This window comes from Caulobacter sp. SRI_014 (assembly GCF_057586315.1).
In genome coordinates this window covers 140,266-165,255 of record NZ_JBYCZQ010000008.1, presented here as the reverse complement: position 1 = coordinate 165,255, position 24,990 = coordinate 140,266, and the positions used below count along the sequence as shown (strand labels likewise).

The following is a 24,990-nucleotide window of genomic DNA, read 5'->3' as shown; positions in this document are numbered from 1 at the left end:
TAGCCATTCCGGCTTGAGCCGGAGACGAGTGATGAGTGGGGCAGCGTTGGGTGGGGCCAAGTCGCGGGGCGCACGCCGATGATGCGCAACCGCAACCTGCTGATCCCGATCGCTCTGGTCGTCGTGCTGGCGGGGCTGACCGCCTACATGGCCTTCAACCATGTGACCGCACTGCGCGAGAGCCGCCGCTGGGAGCGGCACACCTATGCCGTGCTCGACACGGCGCGGGGCCTGTTTTCCCTCGTCCAGGACGCCGAGAATGGCCAGCGCGGCTACATGCTGACCCGCGACGAGACCTACCTCGAAACCTACAGGATCGCCGCGGAGCGCCTGCCGTCGGAAGGCGACCGTCTGCGGGCCCAGGTCGCGGACAACCCCGAGCAGGCGGCTCTGGTCAAGGAAATCGAGCGGGCCCTGAGCCTGCGCATGGCCATCATCGAGCGGATCAACGGACTTGTCCGTGCGGGCGACAGGCAGGCCGCTCAAGACCTGCTGGAGACCGGTCGCGGCAAGGTCCAGATGGACCGCATTCGCGGGCTGGTCGGCGATCTCATCGAAAAGGAGAAGGCCCTGCTGGCCGAACGCCAGCGAAAGGCGGACGGGGAGGAGCAGCTCAGCTTCCTGATCGGCCTGATCTTCGCGGCCGTCGCCCTGGCAGGCCTGGCCTGGGCCATCTTCGGACTGGGCCGCGCCAATCACCAGCTGGGGCAGGCCCTGACCGATCGTGACGCCGCCCAGCACGGCCAGCGGGAGAGCGTCGCCCTCTACAGCGCCGTGTTCGCCAACACCGCCGACTATGTCTTCGTCATCGGCGTGCTCGACGATGGCCGGTTCACCATGGAGGACCTCAATCCCGCCCTCGAAGCCGCCACCGGCCTCAAGGCCGATCGTATGCGCGGCAAGACGGTCGAACAGTTGGCGCCGGCCCCGGCCGCCCGGGCGCTCAGCGCCTACTACCAACGGGTGGTCGACAACGGGGCGCCGCTGTCGACCCGCGACGAACTGCCCTTCCCGGGCGGGATCACCCGGGTCTGGGAATCGGTGCTGGTGCCGGTGCGCGGTAAAAGCGGCCGCATCGAGCGCATCGTCGGCTCGGCCCGCGATGTCACCGAGCGCGAGGCCCAGGAAGGCCAGATGCGTCGGGCCCAGCGCATGGAGGCGGTCGGCCAGCTGACCGGCGGCGTCGCACACGACTTCAACAACCTCCTGCAGGTGATCCGCGCCAACCTCGAACTGATCGAACCAACCATCACCGACGAGAAGGCCCGCCGCCGTCTGCGCAACGCCATCCACGGGGCCGAGCGCGCCGCCGACCTGACCCGCCGCCTGCTGGCCTTCGCCCGCCGCCAGCCGCTGGAGCCGCAGCCGATCAACCTCGGCCGCCTGGTCGGCGAGGTGGCCGAACTGATGCGCCGAACATTGGGCGAGGGCATCGAGGTCGAGACGGTCATCGCCGGCGGCCTGTGGAATACGCTGGCCGATCCGGCCCAGGTCGAGAGCGCCCTGCTGAACCTCGCCATCAACGCCCGCGACGCCATGCCCGAGGGCGGACGCCTGACCGTCGAGGTCGCCAACGCCGCCCTCGACGACGACTACGCCCGCGCCGAGCCGGACGTGAAGCCCGGGCAGTACGTCCTGCTCGCTGTCTCAGACACCGGCGCCGGCATGAGCCCCGAAACCCTGGCCCGGGTGTTCGAGCCCTTCTTCTCGACCAAGGGCGAGGGCAAGGGGACGGGCCTGGGCCTCTCGATGGTCTATGGATTCGTCAAACAGTCCGGCGGCCATGTGAAGATCTACAGCGAGGTCGGCCAGGGCACGACGGTCAAGCTCTACCTGCCGCGCACCCGCAAGGCCGCCGTCGAACGCACCGCCACCCAGGCCAGCGCCCCGGCCGGCCGTGGCCAGACCGTGCTGGTGGTCGAGGACGAACAGGCGGTGCGCGAGGCCGCCGTGGCCATGCTGACCGACATGGGTTTCACGGCCCTGCAGGCCGACGGGCCGCAGGCGGCGCTGGATATTCTCAATGGCGGCGCGGCGGTGGACCTGATGTTCACCGACGTCATCATGCCGGGCGCCATCAAGACCCGCGATTTCGTGGCCAAGGCTCAGAAGCTGCGTCCGGGCCTGCCGGTGCTCTACACCTCGGGCTACACCGAGAACGCCATCGTCCACCACGGTCGCCTCGACGAGGGCGTCAACCTGCTGTCCAAGCCCTACGGTCGCGAGGCCCTGGCCCGGAAGGTCATGCAGGCCTTGGGCGGGGCCCGGCCGACGGTGCTGCTGGTCGAGGACGACGCCCTGGTCCGTGAGGTGGCGGCCGACATGATCGGGTCCCTCGGCTATGCGGTCGAGCAGGCGGTCGACGGTCCCGGCGCTCTCAGCATTCTGGAGGGGACCGGCCGCGTCGATATCCTGTTCACCGATCTTGGCCTGCCCGGCATGAGTGGCCAAGCCCTGGCGGCCCAGGCCCGGGCGCTGCGGCCCGAGCTGCGCGTCGTCTTCGCCACCGGTGAAGTCGCACCGGCGGATGCGGACGGCGCCGCCTGGCTGACAAAGCCCTACGACGCCGCCGCCCTGGCCAAGGTCATTGGCCGGCTGAAGGGCTGACTACTCGATCTTCAGCCGGACGAAGACCATGCCGCCGCCGGGATCGCCGTAGCTGGCCGACAGCGGGGCCGGGATATCGAAGGCGTTGACCAGGCCGCCGACGCCCAGCCGCACATTGTCGCCCAGCCACCAGTCGTGGATGACGCCCAGGGAGGCCTTGCGCACCGTGTACTGCGGCCCGTGGTGGACGCCGAGGGTCAGCTCCGATTGATCGACCTGCTCCATGCGCGTGAAGATCGTCCAGGGACCCGGCTGCACCGCGCCCTCGACGACCCAGGCCTGGGAGGTGTCGCCGGGAACGACGTCCTTTCGGGCCCAGGCCAGCGTGCCCGAGACCTTGGTGTCGCCGAACTGCTGCGTGTAGAGCGCGCTCAGGGAGACGCGGCGCTCGTCATGGCCGGGCTCGAGGGCCTCGGGGCTCTTGATGCTGGCCCAGCTGGCCTGCAGGGCCCAGTTCTCGTTCGGGTTCCAGCTGAAGCGCACGGCGCTGGAGTCGAGAGCGCCGGTCTCGATGTTGTAGCGCTCCTCGTCCGGTTCACGGCCCCGGAAGCGGGAGGCTTCGATCTTGAACGGACCCTTGGCGTAGCCGGCGGTCAGGACGCCGAAGGTGATGTGGGTCGAGTCCAGCCAGTGGTGGCTGATCGGGGCCTCGGGGCTGTCCATGGCCGCTGGACGGTGCATGAAGGCCGGTGGACCAAAGGCCGGTTCGCCAGGCAGGCCGCCATAGAGGAAGACGCTCTGGTCGCCGCCGAAGCGGTAGGAGACGCTGGCCGACAGCTCCATGAACAGGTCGTGCGGATGTTGCCGGTCGACGAGGGGCTCGACGCCATCGGCCGTCTCGCCGGCGGCCAGCAGCAGGGGATAGCCTTCCTCGCCCATCAGCGGATCGGGGCTGAGCATGGCGCGGAGATTGACCGTGGTGGGTCCGAAGTCGCGGCTGGCTGAGGTCATCACCATGCCGGCGAGGAAGGCCTTGTCATCGCCACGCGGGCCGGTCTGGTCGCTGTAGACGGCGTTGAGCAGGACATGGCTCATCACCATCCAGTCGCCGGCGCTGGAATGGATGCCGCCGTGCCCAGCGGCCTCCGGCTGCCAGCTGGTGCCGCTGGCGTCGCGCGCCATGGCCCAGGGGCCGTAGGGGCTGGTCATGCCGTGGTCCATGCCTTCCATGGGGTCTCCCGCCGGCATGTCGGTATGCTGGCTGTGGTCCATGTTGGCGTGGTCTTCCGCCGGCGGTGGGGTTTGGGCGAAGGCGGGCAAGGCGGCGCCGGAGACGGCCAAAAGGGCCGTTCCGCCGAGCAGCGTGCGCAGGGTATTCGAGGTCATCGGGACCTCCTCCTTGTTTGCTTGATCATGATCCGAGGGGACGCGCGTGGCGACCGTGAAAGGGACGGATCAGGCGCGGGGAGGCGGGGTGTCCGGAGCGAGGGGACGGCCCATCAGGGTCGGGCTTGCGACGACGTAGTTCGCCGGCGCAACCGCTGTCGCGGACCCGACCGGCGCGGGCAGCAGGTTCGGGGCCGGCATGCAGCCGACGCAGCAGCTCATGGCCAGGGTGGCCTTGTCGGGATGCTGGGCCGGCGCCTCGTGACAGGGCGGCTCAGCCGTCGGGGCTTCACCCGCGCGCGCCAGGCCGCCGAAGGCGAAGATCATCGCCGTCAGGATCAGCAGCAGGGTGCGGGCGAAGGCCATGGGGCTCAGATAGGCCCGTTGGTCCGCTGGCTCAAGTGGCCGGCGGCGTGGCGTCGCCGCCGTTGAGGGGGCGCTGCATGAAGACGATGTCGACCCAGCGGCCGTGCTTGCGGCCGACCGACCGGAAGACGCCCATGTGCTCGAACCCCAGGGCGGCGTGCAGTCCGAGAGAGCCGGCGTTGTCGCTGTCGCCGATCACGGCGGTCATCTGGCGCAGGCCCATGGCCTCGCAGCGGCGGATCAGTTCGGCCAGCATCAGGCGGCCGACCCCTTTGCCGGCTTGGCCGGGGGCGACATAGACGCTGTCCTCGACGGTGAAGCGATAGGCCGAGCGGGGCCGGAACGGCTTGGCGTAGCACATGCCGACCACCTGGCCGCCGTCCTCGGCGACCAGGTAGGGCAGGCCAAGGTCATGCACCTCGGCCATGCGCCGGGCCATCTCGGCGGGCTCCGGCGCCTCTTCTTCGAAGGTGCCGAAGCCGTGCAGGCAGGCGTCGCCGTAGATGGCGGCGAGCGCCCCTGCGTCGGCCTCGGTCGCGTCCCTTACGATCAAGGAGTCCCTCCCAAGGGTCGCGTGAGCAGGCTCACGCGCGGGTCCAGCCCTTCTCGACGGCCCAGACGGCGTAGGCGTAGTCGAGCGCGATCTCCTTGAGGAAGTCGAACCTGCCCGAGGCGCCGCCGTGGCCGGCCTCCATGTTGATCTTCAAGAGGATGGGATTGCCGCTGGTGGTGTGCTCACGCAGCTTCACGGCCCACTTCTCCGGCTCCCAGTAGGTGACCCGCCCGTCGGACAGGCCCCCGGTCGCCAGCACGCTGGGATAGGCTTTCTTGCCGACGTTGTCGTAGGGGCTGTAGCTCATCATGTAGTCGTAGGCGGCGGCGTCCTCGATCGGATTGCCCCACTCGGGCCACTCCGGCGGGGTCAGCGGCAGGCTGGTGTCGCTCATGGTGTTGATGACATCGACGAAGGGCACCGCGGCGATGATGCCGGTGTAGAGGTCGGGCCGCATGTTGATGACGGCGCCCACCAAGAGGCCGCCGGCTGAACCGCCGTAGGCCACCGTCTTCGCCGGCTTGCCGTAGCCGTTCTTCTGCAGGTGCTCGGTGCAGGCGATGAAGTCGGTGAAGGTGTTCTTCTTCTTGAACTTCCGCCCGTCCTGGAACCAGCCCCAGCCCTTGTCCGAACCGCCCCGGATGTGGGTGATGGCCCAGATCCAGCCACGATCAACGAGGCTGAAGTTGCGGATAGAGAAACCCGGCTCCTGCGGGATGCCGTAGGACCCGTAGCCGTAGACCAGCAGCGGCGCCTTGCCGTCGAGGGCCACATCCTTGCGGCGCAGGACGGTGATCGGCACCTCGGCGCCGTCGCTGGCCTTGGCGTAGACGCGGTCGACAACGTACTTCGACGGATCATGACCCGAGGGGATTTCCTGGGTCTTGCGCAGGGTCTTGGTGCGCGCCTCCATGTCGTAGTCGAACCACTGCCGGGGTGTGGTCGGCGAGGTGTAGGTGTAGCGCATCACCGGGGTGTCGAACTCGAACCCGCCGTCGATGCCCAGCACATAGGCCTTCTCGTCCACCGCGATGGCGTGCTCGGACTTGTCGGCCCGCTTGGTGATGATGATCGAGTTGTTGGCGTTGACCCGCTCGATGCGGACCAGGTGGTCCTTGAAGGCGCCGATGCCGACGATGAAGCGGCCGGGGGTGTGGGCGACCCAGTCCTTCCAGTCGGCCTGGGCGGTCTTGCCCGGCTCGGCGGTGCAGAGCTTGAAGTCGACGGCGCCGCCGGCGTTGGTGCGGATGACGAACTTGCCGTCCCAATGCTCGACGTCATAGAGGACGCCGGTTTGGCGGGCGGCGAACACCACCGGGGTGGCGGTCGGGGTCTCGGCGGGGATCAGGCGAAGTTCGCTGGTCTCCTGGTTGCCGATGCCGATGGCGATGTAGGCGTCAGAGGCGGTCGTGCCGACGCCCATGAACATGCCTTCGTCGGTCTCTTCATAGACCAGGGTCGCCTCGCCGCCCCGCGCCGGGCGGCGGAAGATCTTGCTGGGCCGGCCTTCCTCGTCGCGGTGGGTCCAGAACAGCCAGGCGCCGTCGGGCGAGAAGGTCACGTCGCCATAGCCGGCCGCGATGGGCTCGCCGACCAGATTGCCGGTCTCCAGGTCCTTGACGACGATGGTGTGGAACTCCGAGCCCTGCGCATCCTCGGCGTAGGCGAACAGCTTGTGGTCGCTCGAGTGGGCCGTGGCGGCGACTTCGGAGTAGGCCTTGCCTTTGGCCAGGGCGTCGGCGTCGAGCAGGATCTGCTCGCCATCGGTCTTGCCGCGCGGCCGGCGGCAGAAGAGTGGGTGCTGACCGCCCTTGTTGAACCGGGTGTAGTATTCCCAGGGGCCGTCGCCGGCGGGAACGGAGGCGTCGTCCTCCTTCACGCGGCCCTTCATTTCCTCGAACATTTTTGTCTGCAGGTCCTCGGTCGAGGACAGCATGGCCTTGGTGTAGGCGTTCTCGGCGGTCAGGTGCTCCTTGACGTCGGCCTTCACGATGGTCGGGTCGCGCAGGACCTTCTGCCAGTTGTCGTCCTTCATCCAGGCATAGTCATCGGTCCGCTTGCGGCCGAGCTGTTCGATGACCTTCGGCTCCTTCTTGACGACGGGAGGCACGGGCTTGGGCTTGGTTGCGGACATGACCTGACCAGGAAGGAGGGCTGTGGCGGCGGCGCCGGCCGCCAGGATTTCACGACGGTTCATATGGAGACACTCTGGAGGTGTGAAAAGGCCGGGCATCCGGCATTGGCGCCGACCTTGGCCCGACACGGCGCGAATGGTCAACGGAACGGACCCCAACATGAAGGGGTTTTCATGGTCCGGCCGGCGATCATCGCCGGCGCAGCGTGAAAGGATCAGCCCATGTGGGATCGTATCGAAGGCTCCTGGAAGGAATTCGCCGGCAAGGCCAAGGAACAGTGGGGCAAGCTGACCGATGACGACCTGACCGTGATCGCCGGCAAGCGCGACCAGCTGCACGGCAAGATCCAGGAACGCTACGGCTACGCCAAGGACAAGGCGGAGGAAGAAATCCGTGCCTTCGAAGCGCGCCACGCCGAGGACAAGAGCTTCCGCAGCTAGCTCTCAAAGCAGAACGGCCGCCCCGAGGGGCGGCCGTTCGTACTTTGATGATGTGCGCCGATCAGCCGTAGATGACCGAGATGGTCTCGGCGACGCAGGCCGGGCGCTCTTCGCCCTCGATCTCGATGGTGCATTCGTTCTTCATCTGGATCCCGCCCGCCTTGGGCTCGGCGGCCAGCAGCTTCTGGCGCATGCGCACCTTCTTGCCGACACGGACCATGTTGGTGAAACGCACCTTGTCCGAGCCGTAGTTGATGCCCCGGGTGACGCCGGTGACGCGCAGCAGGCCGGCGCCGAGGAAGGGGATCAGCGACAGGGTCAGGTAGCCGTGGGCGATCGGGCCGCCGATCTCACGGGTGGCGCGCTCGACGTCGACGTGGATCCACTGGTGGTCACCGGTCGCCTCGGCGAACTGGTTGACCCGCTCCTGGGTGATCTCGACCCAGTCGCTGACGCCGATTTCCTGGCCGACCAGCGTGCCGATGTCCTTGATGTCGACTTCCTTCATGGCGCTTGCCCCTTTGTTGAACAGTTGTTTGAGGGTGTGCCACGCCTCGGCGGCGGCCTCAAGCCGATTACCCGTCAGGTCATGGAGAGACGCAGGCTGTCGGGTTAGGCTCCGATCATGAGCACGCAGCAGACCTTCGGCGACCTCGTCCGCGACTGGCGCGGCCGGCGGCGCATGACCCAGATGGATCTGGCGCTCGAGGCGGAGATTTCGCCGCGCCACATGAGCTTCCTGGAGACCGGCCGATCGCGCCCCAGCCGCGAGATGGTGCTGAACCTGGCCGAACGGCTGGAGCTGCCGCTGCGCGAGCGCAACCAGCTGCTGACCGCCGCCGGCTTCGCCGCTGTCTTCCCGCAGCGGTCGTTGGACGATCCGCAGCTGGCCGCCGCCCGCCGGGCCGTAGACCTGATCATGGCCGGCCACGAACCGCACCCGGCCCTGCTGGTCGACCGCCACTGGAACCTGCTGGCCGCCAACCAGGCGGCGCAGCATCTGATGGTCGGGCTGGCGCTGGAGCTGCTGACCCCGCCGGTCAATGTGCTGCGCGCCAGCCTGCATCCGGGGGGCCTGGCCTCGCGCATCCTCAACCTGGTCGAATGGCGCGGCCATGTGCTGGACCGGCTGCGGCGCGACCTGGCGGCCAGCGCCGATCCGGTGCTGGCGGCCTTGCTGGCCGAGCTGGCGGCCTTTCCCGCTCCGCCGGCGGCGGTCGGTCGGGCCTACGGCCCCGACTACGGCGGCGTTGCGGTGCCCCTGCGCATGTCCAGCCCCTACGGGCCGCTCAGCTTCATCTCGACCACCACCCTGTTCGGCACGGCGGTGGACGTCACCCTGTCGGAACTGGTGCTGGAGACCTTCTTCGCCGCAGATGAGCACACCGCCCGGGTGATGACCGAGGCGGCCGCCGCGCGCGCCGCAAAGGCGACGGCGGCCTGAAAGGAGACGGATTCTTCCACTCGTCAGTGCGCGTGCGGTGTGCCAAGTGTGCGCCATGACCGATACGACGACCGCCGCCCCGCCCCAGGAAGCTTTCGCCCTGACCACCTCCCGGGGGTTCCCCGACTGGCTGGCGCGCATGGGATCGTCGATCAGCTTCACCACCTATCAGGCGGGCAAGATCTTCTTCCTGGGGATCAAGGAGCCCGGCCGCATCGCCGTGTTCGAGCGCACCTTCGCCCGCTGCATGGGGTTGGCCCGGAGTGACGACGCCCGCAAACTGGCGCTGGCCACTCACTACCAGATCTACCGCTTCGACAATGTCCTGCCGCCGGGCCAGATGAGCGGCCCGCATGATGCCGTCTACAGCCCGCGCGTCAGCTGGATCACGGGCGACGTCGACGCCCATGACATCGCCTTCGACGCCGACGGGAACATCGTCTTCGTCAACACCCTGTTCTCCTGCCTGGCGACGATCAGCGAGGGCTTCAGCTTCAAGCCGCTCTGGAAGCCGCCGTTCATAACCAAGCTGGCCCCGGAAGACCGCTGCCACATGAACGGCCTGGCCATGGAGAACGGCCGTCCGCGCTATGTGACCATGGTCTCGAAGTCCGACGTCGCCGACGGCTGGCGCGATCGCCGCTCGGACGGCGGCATGATCATGGACGTGACCAACAACGAGCGGGTGGTCGAGGGCCTGTCGATGCCCCACTCGCCGCGCATCCATGACGGCAAGCTGTGGGTGCTGAACTCCGGCGCCGGCGAACTGGGCTTCATCGATCCCGACACCAGCGCCTTCAAGTCGGTGGCCTTCTGTCCCGGCTATGCGCGCGGCCTGTCGTTCATCGGCAAGTACGCCCTGGTCGGCCTGTCGCAGGCCCGCGAGAACCGGACCTTCAGCGGGCTGCCGCTGGACCAGGCGCTGGCCAGCCGTGACGCCGTGGCCCGCTGCGGCATCCTGGTGATCGATACCGAGAGCGGCGACACCGTCGAATGGGTGCGGATCGAGGGCGTGGTGAAGGAGCTGTTCGACGTCGTCGCCCTGCCCGGCGTGCGCAACCCCTCGGCCATCGGCCTGATCGGCGACGACGTGCGCCGGGTCATCAGCATCGACGAAGAGGTCTAGACCTCAGGCGGCTGTTCTGCGGCCGTCGACGGCGGCCAGGGCCTGCTCGCCGCACCAGCCCAGGTGCAGGACGTAGGAGGCCATCAGCACCCGGATCTGCAGGTCGAAGCTGTCAGTGAAGCTCAGCCGGGCGTCGGAACTGTTGCGCCAGAAGCCGGCCTGTTCGCCGACCTTCAGGATGTTGCGGGCGTGCTGGCGCGAGACCCCGCTGCGCTTGGCCAATTCACTGAGGTTGATCTCGGCCGACCCCCTTGGCGGAAAACCGTCGCCGGCCATGACAACCAGCTGGCCCATCACCGTCAGGCCGGCGTTGCGCTGCGAGATGCCGTCGAGGTTGGGGGCCTTGCGGTCATAGGCCAGGAAGCTGCCGGCCATGAACCGGCCCGTGGCGGCCATGAATTCTTCGAACACGCCCGGCTCGTCCCAGCGGTCGAGCACCGACTGGGCCTTGGGCGCCAGCGGCGTGCACAGGGCCAGTTCGCGCCGGAAGCGGGCGCGGAACAGGGCCTCGAGAGCCGGCGTCGGGGCATAGCGCTTGAAACGGCCATCGCCACGCGCCGCCGTCGGCCGGATCAGGCCGATGACCTGCAGATAGACCAGCATGGCGTGAACGCGGGTGCGGCTGCCGAAGCCCAGGGGTTCGACGAGGGCGCTGAGGGTGGTGTGGGTCAGACCCTCCAGCGACCCATGCAGGGCCAGGGCCCAGATGCCGGCCATGTAGTGGCCGACGTCGCGCAGGGTGCGCGTCATCGAGGCGTCGTCCTCGGCGTGCGGACCCCAGTTGTCGAGCAAGGCCAGGCTGGCCGACGCGAAGCGGGGATGGGCGATCATGGCGTCCATGCGCGCCTGGTCGAGGACTTCGAGCACGAGATCGGCCATCTGGCCTGCGGTCTCTTTGCCAAGCTCACCCGTCACACGAACACCAATTCTACCCGGACCGCCGCGAAACGCTTTCCGCGACGGAGCAACCAGACCTCTGATCAGAAATAAACGTCGTTAGCCCATTGAGATAGCTTGCCGCGCTTCAGGAACAACTGAGCTCCCCTAAAAGCCGTCGGACGCAGTTTGGGTTTGACGCCGCGTACAGATCGCGCGGGGTCAAACGATCTTGGCGTCGGTCTTGCCCCAGTAGGCGTCACGGATCAGGCGCTTGTAGAGCTTGCCGGTCGGGTGGCGCGGCAGCTCGGCCATGAAGTCGATAACGCGGGGCGTCTTCACGTGGCTGAGGTTGGCGCGGCAGAAGGCCAGCAGTTCGGCCGCCAGTTCCGCGTCGCCCTCGCCGGTGGCCGGCTGGATGACGGCGATCACCTGCTCTCCCATCTCCTCGTGGGGCCCGCCGACCACGGCCACGTCGGTGACCTTGGGGTGGGTGACCAGCAGGTTCTCGATCTCCTGCGGATAGATGTTCACCCCGCCCGAAATGATCATGAAGCTCTTGCGGTCGGTCAGGTAGAGGAAGCCTTCCTCGTCCATCCAGCCGACATCGCCCAGGCTCGTCCAGCCATGCTTGTTGTAGCTGTCGGCGGTCTTCTGCGGGTCGTTGTGGTAGTTGATGGGCGGGCCGTTCTCGAAATAGACCTGACCTTCGGCGCGCGGCGGCAGGGGGTCGCCCTCCTCGTCGCAGATGCGCAGCTCGCCCAGCACCGCCTTGCCGACCGAACCCTTGTGGGCCAGCCAGTCGGCGCTGCCGATGTAGCAGAAGCCGTTGCCCTCGGTGCCGGCGTAGTACTCGTGGATCACCGGGCCCCACCAGGCGATCATCTGCTCCTTGACCGGCACCGGGCAGGGGGCGGCGGCGTGAACGGCCGACTTCATCGAGCTGATGTCGTACTTGGCGCGCACCTCTTCAGGCAGCTTCAGCATGCGCACGAAGTGGGTCGGCACGAACTGGCCGCAGTCGATCTTGTACCTCTCGATCAGGGCCAGCGCCGTCTCCGGATCGAACTTCTCCATGACAATGACGGTGCCGCCCAGCTTGTGGACGCTCATGCACCAGCGCAGCGGGGCGGCGTGGTACAGCGGCGCCGGCGAGAGGTAGATGCAGCCTTCCTGGAAGCCGAACAGGCCCTGGGTCATCATCGACAGGGGGTTGGGCATATCGATCGGGTTGCCGGTCAGGGCCGGCTTGACGCCCTTGGGCCGGCCGGTAGTGCCGGAGCTGTAGAGCATGTCGGAGCCGGCGGTTTCATCGGCGACCGGCGTCGTCGGCATCTTATCGCGCGCGGCCTCGAAGCTCTCGTAGGGGCCGCGCTGGCCGCCGACCATGTAGAGCTTCAGGTCCGGGACCAGGGCCGCCACCTCGTCGGCCAGCTCGCCCATGGACGAGGAGGTGATCAGCACCTTGGCCCCGCAGTCGCGCAGGATGTACTCCATCTCGCCGGCCGTCAGCTTGGACGAGATGCAGGTGTAGTAGAGCCCCGAGCGCTGGCCGGCCCATGCGATCTCGAAGTAGCGGGCGTTGTTGTCCATGCAGACGGCGATCACGTCGCCGACCCCCAGGCCCAGCGACCGGAACAGCTGCGCGCCCTGATTGGAGCGCTCGTCGAGCTGCTTGTAGGTCACCGTCTCGCCGGTCCCCGCCATGATGTAGGCGGCGCGGTCGGGGTGGCTCTTGGCGTAATGGCTGGGGTGCATGGTGCTTCCTCGGGGACCCCCGGTCTTGGCGCCGGGTTATCGGTGTTCACTTGAAGCGCGAATAGAAGCGCGTTGCGGGCTCGGGCTCAAGGGCGCCGTCGCGGCAGGGGGCCGCAGTTTCTTCATCCCTGCAGGGCAGTTCGCATCTCGCGGGCCAGATCGCGCAAGGTCGTCGCGGCCAGACCCGCCGACTTGCGCAGGTCCAGGCGCTGGAAGCGGGTGAGGACGTCCGGCGCACTGAGGGTCCAGGCGCGGGTCGCGGCGCTTTCGGCCCGCCGTTCGGCCAAGGCGGCTCTCAGGGGGGCAGCGGATGTCCCGTTGTCGATAACAGCGGCGGCCAGGACAGCCAGTTCGGCCCGCCGCTCTGCCGTGATTGCCGCCCGCGCGAGGCCGGCGATAACGCTCCTCGCCGCCGCGGGATCGCGATTGTCAGCCAGCTTCCCGCCCAGGCGTGCCAGGTCGGCCGCGGCGGCCTCAAGATCCTCGATCAGGCGCATGGCGAGATCGCGCGGCGGAGGCGCCTCGCCGCGGAGGCTTTGAAGCCAAGTCCGTTCGATGGCCCCGAGCGCGCCGCGAAGGTTCTCGGGCGTGTGCATCCAGGGCGCGACCGGGAGCCCCTGATCGGCGAGCATCGTGCGCTGGACCAGGGCCCCCTGAAAGCCGGCGACCATGGCCGCCAGCATGGGTTGACCGTCGCCCGCTGGATTGTCGATTCCCTGACGGATCAGGAAGGCGTCCATCGCCGTCTGCGCCCAGGCGCGGAATCCCGTGCGGCCGGCGATCCGCTGCAGGGCGCCGGCCAGTCCCGGGGGCGCCTTGCGGTCATGGAAGAAGCGCACGATGTCGCCCGCCGCCGCCGGATCGTGGAAGGCCGCCAGGCCGGCGACCAGGCCTCTGCCGCCGAGACCCTGCACCGCCTCACCCAGTTGGTTCCAATGGGCCTTGATGTGACTCCAGGCGGCGGCGCGGACGGCAGGGTTGGCCAGCAGGCCCTCGGCGGCAAGCACGGGCCAGCGGTCGAACAGGGCCAGCTGGTCCGGCAGGGCTTCCGGGTCGGTAATGGCGCAGAGACCGGCGAGGGCTGCATCCTCGTCGTCCGTCAGGCGGCTCTTGAGTTCGGCGAAGGCGGGGGTGGGGGATGGCGGGTCGAGCCTGGCCAGCCAGGCGTCGTACAGCGGTCCGCGGGCTCCGCCGGCCAGCAGGTCGCGCAGGTCGGCGAGATGAGCGCGAAGGACGCTGACCGCGCGGCCGGCGGTGAGCGCCTGGCGGGCGAGGTCGAGGAAGGCCGGCAGGTCGGTCTCGCCGGCCCACAGGTCCAGCCAGGCGTCTTCGATGAGAACGATGGCCTCGGACTCGGAAAGGGCGTTCGGCGGCGGCGCGCCGGCCGGGTAGTGGGTGCGGAAATAGCCGTCGGCGCAGGCGTACCGGACTTCGGCAGGCAGGGTGAGGCTGGCGGTCCGTCCCTCGAGCAGGACGGTGTCGTGGACCTCGCCGGCGTCGGTGGCGATGCGCAGGCGCACGGGGAGGGTGACCGGGTCGTCGTCGGGCTGGGAAATGTGGACGGTGGAGCCTTCCCAATGCAGGGCGATGCGCGTTGGACCTGTGCGGCGGACAAAGTCGCCGGCCATGGCGGCGACGGGCTTGCCGCTGGCGGTCTCGAGAGCGGCCCACAGGTCATCTGAGCGGACGACGCCGAGCGCGTGATCCCTGAGATACCGGCCAAGGCCGCTGCGCATCGCCGCCTCGCCCATCCAGCCCTCGAGCATGCGCAGCAGGGCCGCGCCCTTGCGGTAGGTGAGGACGTCGAAGAGGCCGGCTGGATCGTCGGGGGGCGGTCCGCTCAGGGGCCGGGCGCCCGGACCGCTGTCGGCGGCCAGAGCGGCGCGCAGGGCGGCGACCTCGGCGGGCTCGTCGGCGAGGTCGGCGGCCACCGCCTTGGGCGCCAGCCAGGTGGCGAAGCCCTCGTTGAGCCAAAGCTCGTCCCAGCCAGCCGGGGTGACCAGACCACCGAACCACTGGTGAGCGATCTCATGGGCGATGAGAGTGGCGGCCTCGCGGGTCGGCCGGGTCAGGGACGCCCGGCGCAGGAAGATGGCCCCGGTGTTCTCCATGCCGGCGACGCCAATTTCGGGCAGGAGGACGAGGTCGAGCTTGGCGAAGGGATAGGGAACACCCAGCCAGTCGCCGAAGAAGGCGAGGGCAGCGACGGCGGTCCGCAGCACCCAGGCGTCGTTGGGGCCGGGCTCGAGAGTGTTGAGGCTGACCGGACCGTCGCGGGTGGCGTGGAGGGCGCCGAGGGCTACGGCCATCAGGTGGGTCGGCAGCGGAGGGGTCGGGGCGAAGGTGGCGACGCCGGCCTCATGGCGGACGACGGCGGAGTTGGACAGGGCGGTCTGACCGTCCGGAACCGCGACGCTGAGCTCGAAGACGGCCCGCAGGCCGGGATCGTCGAGACAGGGAAAGACCCAGCGGGCGTGGTTCGGCTGCAGTTGGCTGGCGATGAAACCGTCGCCGCGATAGAGGCCGCGCGGCGCGTGGGACAGGCGACCGGCGTAGGCGATCTGGATGCTGATCACATCGCCGGCCGGGACGGCGGGGATCAGATGCAGCTTGCCGCCGTCCTGGCGCCAGGTTGCGGGCACGCCGTCGATCGAGGCCGCCTCGATATCGAGACCGAGGCAATCGAGGCTGATGGTTTCGAGCCGCGCGGCCCCCGCGGCGTCGAGGGTCAGCGCGCCGGTGAAGGTTCCGGCGTCAGCGTTGGGCGTCAGATGCAGGCGGTAGCGGAGTGGCGTCACGCCCGACCTTGTGTCGGAAATCCTGGCGCTGTCCATCGCTCAGGCGAGGCCAAGGAAGGCGAAGGGCAGGGCGGCCAGCGACAGCCAGAAGCCGAAGGGCACAGGACCCTGGCGGCGCTGAAGCCTCTGCAGCAACAGGGGCGCGAAGGCGGCCAGGGCCAGCATCACCACGGCCTCCCGCCAACCGACCAGGGCGGCGGCCATGGCGGCCAACAGGACGTCTCCGAAGCCGAGCTTTGGCGGCCTGCCCGACCAGTGGCGGATGCTGAACAGGAACAGGCCGGTGACGATCCCGACGGACAGCCGCTCCCTTGCCGTGTCCTGGTGAAGCGCGATGTCCAGGCCGACGGCAAGCGCCAGAGCCGCCAGGCCGGCCCAGGGCAGCGAGAACCGGCGCAGGTCCGTGAGGGCGAGGTAGATCAGCGCCGCGCCGGCCGGCAGCAGCGACCAGCGGCCGAAGGGCGCCAAGGCGGCGAAGGCCAGAACCAGGCCGGCGGCGACCCAAAGGGCCCGCGACCGGGCGCCGGTCAGCCTCGGCCAGGCGGGCCAGGCCAGGCCCAGGGCGGCGGCAAGCGCACCCATGGCCAAGGCTCCCAGGGCCAGGAAGGGGGCGATCAGGCTTGCGGCGGCTTGCACAGCACGGCGCCTGGGGCCAGGCGCAGACGGCGCCAGTCGTGGATGTGCCAGGGCTGGCCGGGGGTCCCGGTGTAACGGACCCGCTGCCAGAGGACGTCGCTGTAGCGGTCGGTGCGGATGACGGCCCGCAGCTCGATGCTGTCTCCGGGCAGCAGCGGGGTGATCTGCGGCGAAAGGGCGGTCGCCGGAGGCATCGGTTGCGGGGTTGGTCCCTGGCGGCCGAGGGTGAGCAGGGCGCGCAGGCAATCCTCTTCCGACGGTGAGACCTGGGCTGCCTTCAGGAAGTCGCTCAGCCGGATGAAGCCGATCCGTCCGATCTTGGGGTCGGGACTTGTCAGGGCGGCGACGACCCGGGCTCGCAGCCCCGGCTGGGCCACCCTGGCGGCGATGTCGGTGGCGGGATCCTGGCCTGCGTCGGGTTTGTATCCGGGGGCGAAAAAGGTCAGCTCGACCTGGCGATTGTTGAGGCGCTCGCTCGCTTCCCAGTCCGGGGTTTGCGGCGCCCCGTCCTTCTCCAGCCGGGCCAGCCCGGCCTGAGTCGCCGACTCCAGGGTGATCAGGGCGAAGAGGTCGGCGTCCTTCTGGCGAGCCGCCTTGGCCTTGACGGTGACGAGGCCGGTCAGCCCGGCCGCCGTGCTCATGATCGCGAACGCCAGCGCCAGCGTCAGGGGCAGGGTGAAGCCCCTGAAGGATCGTCTACCGGCGGTCACGCCCGAACCCGAGTGTTGTCAGGCCGGAGGCGATGTCCTTGGTCACCCGGTCGGCGTCGGCCCGGTCCCGGACCAGGGTGGCCTTCAGGAACACCACCAGTTCGGTGCGGCCCTTCACATTGGCCCGCTCGCGGAACAGGGCCCCGGCGATCGGGATCTGGCTGAGCAGCGGCACGCCGCTGTCGCCCTTGGTGCGGGTCGAGCGGATCAGGCCCCCGAGCGCGATGACCTGGCCGTTGTCGACGGCGATCTGGGTGCGGAACTTGCGCTGGGCGATGGTCGGGCTGTTGATCTCGGAGGTGGTGGTTTCCGATACGTCGCTGACCTCCTGCTCGATGTCGATGAAGATGCGGCCGCCCTCGCCGACACGCGGGGTGACGGTCAGCAGCACGCCGGTGTCGCGATAGCTGACGGCGTTGACCGTCAGGCTGGTCTGCTGGTCGCCGGTCGAGGTCTGGGTGATGATCGGCACCTGGTCGCCGACCTGCAGGGTGGCGGTCTCGTTGGCCAGAACCAGCAGGCGCGGGGTCGACACCACCTCGACGTCGGTGACCGACGACAGGGCGTTGATCGCAACCTTGATATCGGGGCCCAGGTACTGCAGCGACAGGCCCGGGAAGGTCAGGGCCAGGTTGCCGTTGCCGACCGTGGCGAAACCACCGGTGACCTTGGGATCGTTCTGCAGGAACCACTGGACGCCGAGGTTCAGCTTGTCGTTCAGCCGCACCTCCGCGACCGTGCCCTCGATGAGGATCTGCGGCGGCGGCACATCGAGGCGGCGCACGACCTGCAGCAGGTTCTGGTACTCCGCATCGGTGGCGTAGAGGATGATCGAGTTACTGCGTGGATCGGCTGTCACCTGGCCGCCGCTGGGCGAGGACCCGGCGGCGCCGGCCTGGCCGGCCAGGCCGCCGGGCGGCGGCGGCGCGGCGCCGAAGAAGCCGCCGATCACCTTGACCAGCTCCTCGGCCTTGATGTTCGACAGGGGCACGACGCGGATCCGCTGTTCGCTGGGCGAGGCCGGCTGATCCAGGCGCTCGATCCACTTCATCGTCTGGTCCAGCAGGGCTGGCGACTTGGCGATGACGATGATGGCGTTGAGCCGCTCGATGTCGATCATGTCGACCTGGGTGCCGATCGGCCCGTCGGCCCCGCCGTAGAGGCGGCGCACGTCGTCGGCCACGGCTTTGGCCCCGGCGTACTTCAACGGATAGAACTGGAAGCTGTTGCCGCGCAGCCATTCGACGTCGAACAGCTCGGCGGTGCGCACCAGGCTGTTCACCGTGGCCGGATCACCACTGATGTAGACGTATTCGCGGGTGGAATCGCCCCGCACCTGGGCGCGGCCCTCGGCAATGGGGGTCAGGACCCGGACCATCTCCATCGCGCTGACGTTCTGGGCCCGGTAGATGGCCGTGCCGCCGGCGAAGAAGCTGCGCTGCTGCGACGTCCCGCTGGGCAGCACCGAGAAGGCCGGCACATTGCCGGCCGGGACGACGGCCAGCCCGCCGCCGGGCGAGGCGACGAGGGCGGCGTTGGCGCTGCGCAGGGCCTGGTCCAGGCTGATCAGGATGTCGGTCTCGGTCATCTCGCCGACCAGGCGGAACGAGACCTCGCCGGTGACCTGAGGATCGATGCGGAACGGCCGGCTGAGCACCTCGCCGAGCACCGCCTCGACGGCGGCCGGGATCGGGGCGCGGTCCATCAGGACGTTGATCGGAATGCGTTGCGTCGAGCCGCTGGAGGGAACCGGCGGCGCGGCGGAAATCGGGGCGCCGACCGCGTCGTCGCGCCAGCCCTGACGCTCGGGCGGCGGCTCCTCGCCGACACGGGTGGTGGCGGCAGCCTCGGCGGCTGGGGATGTGGGCTGCGACTCCGGCAGGGTCGCGCTGCCGCCTGGCCGGCGCGGATCGCTCGCGCAGGCGCCCAGCAGCATCAGCAGCGCGACGGCGCCGACGGCAATGGCCTTGTTCATATCGCCCTCTACTGGACCGAGATGTCCCGGTCCGCCCCCTCGCCACCCGGCTTCTTGTCGGCGCCGAGCGTACTCACGCTAAAGCCCCCGCCTTCACCGACCGTGTACAGGAACGGCTGGCCCCAGGGATCAAGCAGTTCGTCCTTGGTCCGCAGATAGGGACCGGTCCAGCTGTCCAGGCCGCCCGGCCGCTGGACCAGGGCGATCAGGCCCTCTTCCTTTGTCGGGAAATGGCCGACATCGCCGGAATAGAGTTCGACGGCGGCGGCCACCGTCTGGGCCTTCAGCTTGGCGGCGCGTGATTGGGCCTTGCCCATCTGGCCCATGACCTGGGGAATGACCACGGCCGAGATCAGGCCGATGATCGCCACAACGACCAGCATTTCGGTCAGGGTATAGCCCGCCTCACGGCGCGCGCGGTCACCGCGGCGTTGTTTGATCTTCCTGCCGGTGTCCAAACCCGCCATTGTACCCACCGACCAACCCCCAGAACTTGCAGCAGGTTATGCCCCAGTCCGTTTCACAGAGTCCATATGGCGACAGGTCGCGCCCGGACTTCGGGGCCACGCTGCCGACCCTGGCGCAGGCGCGGATCGAGGGCGCCAAACGGCTCGCCGAGGCGCTGGGCCTGCAGGCCGCCGATCGCGAGCGGCTGCGGGCCGCCGTGGCCACGGCCGGACAGCCGCCGGCGGTGGCCGCCAGCCTGCTGGGCCTGGCCGGGGACGCCGTCATCGCCGCCGCCAGCGCCGCCCTGCACGACGCCCCGCTGTGGGACGGCGAGAGCGAGCCGCAGGCCCCTGGCCCCACCTCGCTGAACGAGAAGTACCTGGCCGAAAACCACGCCCTCGTGCTGGAAGACCATCCCGACCGCCTGGTCGTCGGCCTGGTCGACGCCGGCGGCGAGGAAGTCCGGCGGGGCCTGCGCTTTGCGGCCGGCAAGAGCGTCGAGCTGCGCACCATCCCCTTCAGCCTGTGGCGGGCGGCCCGCACCCGCGCCGTCGCCGCGGAGGTGGAGGCCGGTGGTCCGGACGTCGGCTCGCTGGAGGACGCCGAACGCCTGCGCGACTTCGCCCGCGACGCCCCGGTGGTGCGCTACCTCGACGGCCTGCTCGAGCGGGCGCTGCAGGAGCGGGCCAGCGACATCCACCTGGAACAGAAGGCCGACCGCTGCCTGGTGCGCATCCGGGTCGACGGGGCCCTGCGCGATCTCGAGCCCCTGGCCGCGGCCTTCGGTTCGGGCGTGGTGGCGCGGATCAAGGTTCTGGCCGACCTCGACGTGGCCTCGGTGCGGGCGCCGCAGGACGGTCGGGCGACGGCTTCGATCCGCGGGGCGCTGACCGACCTCAGGATTTCCACGACGCCGACGGTGTTCGGGGAGTCGGCGGTGGTCCGCCTGCTGACCCGGCACGGGGTCGATTTCACGGTCGACTCGCTGGGCTTTGACGCCGCCTTCCGCGAGACCTTCGCCCAGCAGCTGCGCCGCCCCTACGGTCTGATCCTGGTCACCGGTCCAACCGGCAGCGGCAAGACCACCACCCTCTATGCCGCCCTGCGCAAGCTGGCGACGCGGGAACGCAAGGTCCTGACCATCGAGGATCCGATCGAGTACGTCTTCGACGGCATCAACCAGACCCAGGTCAACGAGGCGGCGGGCGTCACCTTCGCCTCCTCTCTGCGCGCCTTCCTGCGCCACGACCCTGACGTCATCCTGGTCGGTGAAATCCGCGACAGCGAGACCGCCCGGCTGGCCGTGCAGGCCGCCCTGACGGGGCACCTCGTGCTGGCCACCCTGCACACCAACGACGCCGCCACCGCTCCGGCCCGCCTGGCCGACATGGGGGTGGAGCGCTACCTGCTGGCCGGCGTGCTGATCGGGGCCTCCGCCCAGCGGCTGACGCCCCGGCTGTGCGAAGCCTGCAAGGCGCCGCGCGCGGCGACGCCGGACGAAGTCACCCTGTTCCAGGCCCATGGCATCAAGGCGGGCGAGCTGCATCTCCATGAGGCGGCCGGCTGCAAGGCCTGTAACGGCGCCGGCCGGGTCGGCCGGGCGCCGCTGGGCGAAATCTTCACCGTCGACGAGGCCATCGAGCGAATGATCTCGACCGGCGCCCCGACCGCCGACATCCGCCGCCAGCTGGCCGACCGGGCCGACTTTACCACCCTCGCTCATGACGCTCTGCGCCACGCCGCTCGGGGTGAGGTGGCGCTGGAGGATGTCTACCGGGCGACCTCTCTATGAGGACCTACGCCTGGCGGGGGGTGGACGCCGCCGGCCGCCAGGCGCGCGGCCGCCGCGAAGGCCTCAGCGAAGCCCAGGTGCGCGACGACCTGTTGGCCGAGCAGGTCACCCCGACCGCCATCACCGCCAGCACCACGCCCTTCGCCCCGGCCCGCACGGGCCTGTCGGTCAGTGACGCCCAGGGGGCCGCCTTCGCCGCCGACCTGGCGCGGTTCCTCAAGAGCGGCCTGTCGCTCGGCCAGACCCTCCACATCATCGAGACCACCTCGGAGGTGCCGGTGCTGGCCCGGCTGGCGGCCCATGTGCGGGCTGAGCTGATGGCAGGACGGCCGCTGTCAGCCGGGCTGTCGGCCATTCCGGGCCAGACCGGCCGCTACCTGCAGGCCCTGGCCAAGGCCGGCGAGGCGACCGGCCGGCTGACCGAGATCCTGGCCGGCGGCGCGGCGGCCCTGAAGGCCTCGGCGGCGACCCGCACTCGGCTGATCACCATGATCATCTATCCGCTGTTCGTCATGGCCATGGCGGCGGCGGCCATCCTGCTGTTCGCCTTCGCCGTGCTGCCGGCCCTGGAGCCCGCCTTCACCGGAGTCGGCGAGCTTCCGGCCACCACCAAGGCGGTGATGGCCGGCGGACGTATCCTGCGCACGGCCGCCCCGATCCTCGGCATGGCCGGCCTGATCCTGGCCCTGGCCCTGACCTTGTCGCGGGCGGCCCGCGATGTCGCCATCCGCCTGCTGCACCGGGTGATGCTGACCCGGGCGGGCTTCGGCATCCTGCCCGACACCGTGTTCGGGGGCCTGGCCCAACGGCTGTCGATCGCCATCGGGGCCGGAGTGCCGCTGGCCACCGCCTTCCGCGTCTCGGTCGAGGCCATCGGGGTCGAACCCGTCCGCCTGGCCCTTGAGGCCCAGGAGCCGCGCCTGCGTGAAGGGACCAAGCTGTCGGAGGTGTTTCGGGCCATTTCGTTCGCCCCGCCGATGCTGATCGGCCTGACCAAGGTGGGGGAAAGCGCCTCCGACCTGCCGCGCGTTCTTGGCGAAGCGGGCGACGCCCTGTCGGCCCGGGCCCAGGAGAAGACCGAGCGTTTCCTGTCGATCCTGACCCCGGCCATCGTGCTGATGATCGGGCTGGTGGTCGGCGGCATCGTCCTGGTGGTCTTCCAGGGCCTGATGTCGATCAGCGATATGGTCGAGCTGTGAGGCGGCGGGGTTTCATATTGGCGGAGGCCCTGGTCTCGCTCGGCCTCGCGACCCTGACCGGCGCCCTGGCCCTGACCCTGCTGGTCTGGGCGGCCCGGACCATCGACCGGGCCCAGGCCCGGATGGCCGCCGCCACCGTTATCGAGCGCCTGTACGAGGAGGCCCGGCTGACGACCCCGGCCGATCTGCGCGTCATGACCTCGGGCAAGACCGGCCGCTATCGCTGGCGGCGGCTGCCGCGCGGGCCGGTCGAGGCGGCCAATTCCAACGGCGCCCAGCAGGTGCGGCTGGAAGTGACCTGGACGGCCGGGGCCCGGCCAGACCGCAGCGCCATCGACGCGGTCATCGTCGGAGGCTCGCAATGAGGCGGGCCAACGGGTTTGCCATGACAGAAGCCTTGGTCGCGATCGGCATCGGGGCGCTGATCATGACGGCAATGATCTATCTGCAGGTTGACTTCATCGGCTGGACCCAGCGGGCGATGGCGCTCGGCCGGCCGGACCTGTCGGACCGGGCGTTGCAGGCGAGCCTTCGCAACGCCGACCGCTGCGCCAATCCGGGGCTGGTGCTGACCATGGACGACAACGGCGGCGTTGGGCTGAAGTCGGAGAAGGACATCCTGCCCTTCCTCGGCCTGCCCTCGGGAAGCCGGGCCGAGATCGTCACCGCCCGCAAGGCGGACGGGACCGAACGGTCCGGCTGGTCGGTGGCGACGGTCGCCCGCGACGATACGGCGATTGCGGTCGCGGCCCTGCGGTGCGATCTCCCGGAGGTCTGCAACTATGATCCGACGCGGGGGGATTGCGGCAAGCGATGAGCCTGTTCGAGGCCGACGACAGAGCGGAAGAAGCGAATGTCTTCGTGCGCCCGCTCGACCTTCCGACCGGGTCGCTGAAGGCGGCGCGAGAGGCCGTGGCCCTGCAGCTGGACATCCTCTCGCCCTTGCCCGCCGAACAGACCGCCTTCGCCGTCGAGACGGTCGGGCCGGCCGACAACGGTCAGACCCGGTTCGCTGTCGCCTTCGCTTCACGCACCCTCTTCGGCCCGACGGCCAGCATCGCCGCCCACGGGCCGGCCTTCGTCGACCTGCGGGGCGAACTGGACGGCGAGACTTTCGACTTCCGCTTCGACAACCCCTATCGCCGCGGCGCAGCTCTGGACGACCGCCGCAAGACCCTCGAACTCGTCTGCGCCTTCGCGCTCGGCCTGGTGCTGGTGCTGGGCGCCGCCTCCCTGCGCCTTGGCCAGTCGGTCGAGGCGGCGCAGACGCGGCTGGAGGCGACCACCGATCTCGTCCGCTTCACCAGCCGCCAAGTGCGGCTGCAGGGGGATGCGCAAAGGGTCTGGCGGACGGCCGCCGGCCAGCGCCATGCGATGATGGTCGACTGCGCCTTCGACACGCTCGCCTCCACCGGCAGCGAGGTGGTGCTGACCGACCTGTCGGCCGCCGACGGCCAGGTGATGGCCGGTCTCGCCCAGCCGATGAGCGCCGAGCAGCTGGCGGCCCTGACCGCCAAGGGGGCGCGGGCCAGCAATGACAACGGCAACGGGGCCGGCAACCGGGTGATTCTGGATCCGGAGGTCTGCCAATGACCGACCGGACCTTGCCGCAGATCCCCGAGCGTTGGCTGCCATTGCTGGCCGCCCTGCTGCTGGCCGTCGCCGCCCTTCTGGCGGTGCGGGTCGGCCTGCAGTTGCAGGACCTCAGCGCCACCCACAAGGAAACCGCGCTGCAGGAAGGTCTGGTCCGCGACTACACCGCCCGCACGGGCGCGGCGATGACGGGCGAGGCTCTGGTCGCCGCCCCGGCCAGCCAGGCCTCGCTGGCCGCCGCCGAACGCATGCGCCAGGAACTGACCGACGCCGGCATCAAGGTCGTCGAGCTGGAGGTGCTGGAGCGCCGGCCGGGCGGGACCAACCTGCAGGTCGTGCGGCTGGGCCTGCGCGGCTACGCTGACGCCCCCGCCGCCGACCGGCTGGCCCGCTGGATCGAGAAAAGGGGCGAAGCGGTGGTGCTTGAGCGGCTGCTGCTGGCGACTGGCGAGCCCGGCGCCCCGGGGGCCGAGATCAGCGCTGATCTGGCCGTGCTGGTCGCCATCCAGGGGGGCGGCTGATGATTCGTCCGCCCCTGATCATCCTGGCCAGCGCCGCGGTGCTTGCCGCCGCCATCACCTTCTGGCCGGGCGAGGAGCGCGACACGGTCGCCGAAGGCGTGCTGCCAGCCAGCAGCGGTCCGCGCATCCTGGCCGCCGGCGTCGAGGAGGCCTCCAGCGCCGCCCGCATGACCCGCTTCGCCGCCGCCGGCGCGCCGCTGAGCGCCGAGGCCGACCCCGCCGGCGCGCCCGTCGCCCCGCCGCCGCCGCCGGTCGACGCCCTGCCGGTCCTGGTCGGGGTGATGGGCAAGGACGGGGCGCTGACCGGCTATTTCTCGTCCAATGGGATGAGCGTCCGAGCCCGCCGTGGCGACAGCGTTGACGGCTGGCGGGTGGTCTCGCTTGGCCGCCGCGACGCCCGGCTGGTCAAGGGCCGCAAGAGCCTGAAGGTGGCGCTGTTCACCGCCCGCAGCGGCCCGCTCAGCCCGGCCATGACCGCCCCCGAGCGCCGTTTTACCGCCCCGAAGGCCGATGGCGGGACCATCGCCCCGCCTGCATCTGCGGGCCCGCCAAAGCCCAGTCGCCAGCGCAAGCCGCTGCCGCCGCCGCCCAAGGGAAGCAAGGGCTGGTGGAGCGGCCCTCCCGGCGAGCCCGTCCCGCCCGGCTACACGCCGATCCCGAAGCTGACGGACTAAGGCGCCTTCCGCTC

The 24,990-nt window shown here is 69.8% G+C and carries 23 protein-coding genes; 11 read left to right on the top strand and 12 right to left on the bottom strand.

All coding sequences use genetic code 11. From position 1 onward, the window contains the following. Window positions 1–78 precede the first annotated feature (78 nt). Window positions 79–2,607, top strand: coding sequence for a CHASE3 domain-containing protein (locus tag AC2YG9_RS17315; RefSeq protein ID WP_487299234.1), 2,529 nt, complete (start codon window positions 79–81; stop codon window positions 2,605–2,607). Here AC2YG9_RS17315 and AC2YG9_RS17310 read toward each other — a convergent pair whose 3' ends face one another. The 4 genes from AC2YG9_RS17310 to AC2YG9_RS17295 form a co-directional block, all read right to left on the bottom strand. Next, window positions 2,608–3,933: a hypothetical protein gene (locus AC2YG9_RS17310; RefSeq protein ID WP_487299233.1), complete on the bottom strand. Its 1,326-nt coding sequence runs from the start codon at window positions 3,931–3,933 to the stop codon at window positions 2,608–2,610. 69 nt (window positions 3,934–4,002) lie between these two features. Next, a complete protein-coding gene (locus AC2YG9_RS17305) occupies window positions 4,003–4,299 on the bottom strand; it encodes a hypothetical protein (RefSeq protein WP_487299232.1) in 297 nt (98 codons plus the stop codon). A gap of 31 nt (window positions 4,300–4,330) precedes the next feature. After that, the gene (locus AC2YG9_RS17300) at window positions 4,331–4,852 is read right to left on the bottom strand and encodes an N-acetyltransferase family protein (RefSeq protein WP_487299231.1); all 522 of its coding nucleotides are present in this window, start codon (window positions 4,850–4,852) and stop codon (window positions 4,331–4,333) included. A 31-nt stretch (window positions 4,853–4,883) separates the two neighbouring features. Next, entirely contained in the window at window positions 4,884–7,049 is a 2,166-nt protein-coding gene (locus AC2YG9_RS17295) for a S9 family peptidase (RefSeq protein ID WP_487299230.1), read from the bottom strand. 159 nt (window positions 7,050–7,208) lie between these two features. Here AC2YG9_RS17295 and AC2YG9_RS17290 point away from each other — a divergent pair, with 159 nt between their 5' ends. Beyond that, window positions 7,209–7,427 carry a CsbD family protein gene (locus tag AC2YG9_RS17290; RefSeq protein WP_487299229.1) on the top strand — a complete coding sequence of 73 codons (219 nt, stop codon included), beginning with the start codon at window positions 7,209–7,211 and terminating at the stop codon, window positions 7,425–7,427. 61 nt (window positions 7,428–7,488) lie between these two features. On the opposite strand, the gene AC2YG9_RS17285 is transcribed toward AC2YG9_RS17290, so the two are convergent. Further along, a complete protein-coding gene (locus AC2YG9_RS17285; protein ID WP_487299228.1) occupies window positions 7,489–7,935 on the bottom strand; it encodes a MaoC family dehydratase in 447 nt (148 codons plus the stop codon). 117 nt (window positions 7,936–8,052) lie between these two features. Between AC2YG9_RS17285 and AC2YG9_RS17280 the strand changes: the two genes are divergently transcribed. Continuing rightward, complete coding sequence (locus AC2YG9_RS17280; protein ID WP_487299227.1) at window positions 8,053–8,871, top strand: helix-turn-helix domain-containing protein; 819 nt, start codon at window positions 8,053–8,055, stop codon at window positions 8,869–8,871. Between the two features lie 55 nt (window positions 8,872–8,926). Next, window positions 8,927–9,997 carry a TIGR03032 family protein gene (locus AC2YG9_RS17275; RefSeq protein ID WP_487299226.1) on the top strand — a complete coding sequence of 357 codons (1,071 nt, stop codon included), beginning with the start codon at window positions 8,927–8,929 and terminating at the stop codon, window positions 9,995–9,997. 3 nt (window positions 9,998–10,000) lie between these two features. Here AC2YG9_RS17275 and AC2YG9_RS17270 read toward each other — a convergent pair whose 3' ends face one another. The 7 genes from AC2YG9_RS17270 to gspG all read right to left on the bottom strand — a co-directional run bounded on the left by AC2YG9_RS17270 (window position 10,001) and on the right by gspG (window position 19,217). Next, a complete protein-coding gene (locus AC2YG9_RS17270) occupies window positions 10,001–10,876 on the bottom strand; it encodes a hypothetical protein (RefSeq protein ID WP_487299225.1) in 876 nt (291 codons plus the stop codon). A gap of 219 nt (window positions 10,877–11,095) precedes the next feature. After that, window positions 11,096–12,631 (bottom strand): acyl-CoA synthetase, encoded by a 1,536-nt coding sequence (locus AC2YG9_RS17265; protein ID WP_487299224.1) that lies wholly within the window; start codon window positions 12,629–12,631, stop codon window positions 11,096–11,098. Window positions 12,632–12,753: 122 nt separating this feature from the next. Then, window positions 12,754–15,429 carry a M1 family aminopeptidase gene (locus tag AC2YG9_RS17260; protein WP_487299223.1) on the bottom strand — a complete coding sequence of 892 codons (2,676 nt, stop codon included), beginning with the start codon at window positions 15,427–15,429 and terminating at the stop codon, window positions 12,754–12,756. 39 nt (window positions 15,430–15,468) lie between these two features. Continuing rightward, window positions 15,469–16,065, bottom strand: coding sequence for a prepilin peptidase (locus tag AC2YG9_RS17255; RefSeq protein ID WP_487299222.1), 597 nt, complete (start codon window positions 16,063–16,065; stop codon window positions 15,469–15,471). After that, window positions 16,044–16,775 (bottom strand): PulJ/GspJ family protein, encoded by a 732-nt coding sequence (locus tag AC2YG9_RS17250; RefSeq protein ID WP_487299221.1) that lies wholly within the window; start codon window positions 16,773–16,775, stop codon window positions 16,044–16,046. The genes AC2YG9_RS17255 and AC2YG9_RS17250 overlap by 22 nt, the downstream gene beginning before the upstream one ends. Then, window positions 16,762–18,750, bottom strand: a complete 1,989-nt coding sequence (gspD, locus tag AC2YG9_RS17245) for a type II secretion system secretin GspD (RefSeq protein ID WP_487299220.1) — start codon at window positions 18,748–18,750, stop codon at window positions 16,762–16,764. The genes AC2YG9_RS17250 and gspD overlap by 14 nt, the downstream gene beginning before the upstream one ends. Before the next feature lie 8 nt (window positions 18,751–18,758). Continuing rightward, window positions 18,759–19,217: a type II secretion system major pseudopilin GspG gene (gspG, locus tag AC2YG9_RS17240; protein WP_487299219.1), complete on the bottom strand. Its 459-nt coding sequence runs from the start codon at window positions 19,215–19,217 to the stop codon at window positions 18,759–18,761. 38 nt (window positions 19,218–19,255) lie between these two features. Here gspG and AC2YG9_RS17235 point away from each other — a divergent pair, with 38 nt between their 5' ends. Genes AC2YG9_RS17235 through AC2YG9_RS17205 form a run of 7 tightly spaced genes read left to right on the top strand, consistent with a single transcriptional unit; the run spans window position 19,256 to window position 24,976 of the window. Next, window positions 19,256–20,989, top strand: coding sequence for a GspE/PulE family protein (locus AC2YG9_RS17235; RefSeq protein ID WP_487299218.1), 1,734 nt, complete (start codon window positions 19,256–19,258; stop codon window positions 20,987–20,989). Then, the gene (locus AC2YG9_RS17230) at window positions 20,986–22,188 is read left to right on the top strand and encodes a type II secretion system F family protein (protein WP_487299217.1); all 1,203 of its coding nucleotides are present in this window, start codon (window positions 20,986–20,988) and stop codon (window positions 22,186–22,188) included. Before AC2YG9_RS17235 ends, AC2YG9_RS17230 begins: the two co-directional genes overlap by 4 nt. A gap of 17 nt (window positions 22,189–22,205) precedes the next feature. Beyond that, window positions 22,206–22,553 (top strand): hypothetical protein, encoded by a 348-nt coding sequence (locus AC2YG9_RS17225; protein WP_487299216.1) that lies wholly within the window; start codon window positions 22,206–22,208, stop codon window positions 22,551–22,553. A gap of 20 nt (window positions 22,554–22,573) precedes the next feature. Continuing rightward, window positions 22,574–23,005, top strand: a complete 432-nt coding sequence (locus AC2YG9_RS17220) for a hypothetical protein (RefSeq protein WP_487299215.1) — start codon at window positions 22,574–22,576, stop codon at window positions 23,003–23,005. After that, entirely contained in the window at window positions 23,002–23,781 is a 780-nt protein-coding gene (locus tag AC2YG9_RS17215) for a hypothetical protein (protein WP_487299214.1), read from the top strand. Before AC2YG9_RS17220 ends, AC2YG9_RS17215 begins: the two co-directional genes overlap by 4 nt. Next, a complete protein-coding gene (locus AC2YG9_RS17210) occupies window positions 23,778–24,302 on the top strand; it encodes a hypothetical protein (RefSeq protein ID WP_487299213.1) in 525 nt (174 codons plus the stop codon). The genes AC2YG9_RS17215 and AC2YG9_RS17210 overlap by 4 nt, the downstream gene beginning before the upstream one ends. Continuing rightward, window positions 24,302–24,976, top strand: coding sequence for a hypothetical protein (locus AC2YG9_RS17205; protein WP_487299212.1), 675 nt, complete (start codon window positions 24,302–24,304; stop codon window positions 24,974–24,976). The genes AC2YG9_RS17210 and AC2YG9_RS17205 overlap by 1 nt, the downstream gene beginning before the upstream one ends. The last annotated feature ends 14 nt before the right edge of the window (window positions 24,977–24,990 follow it).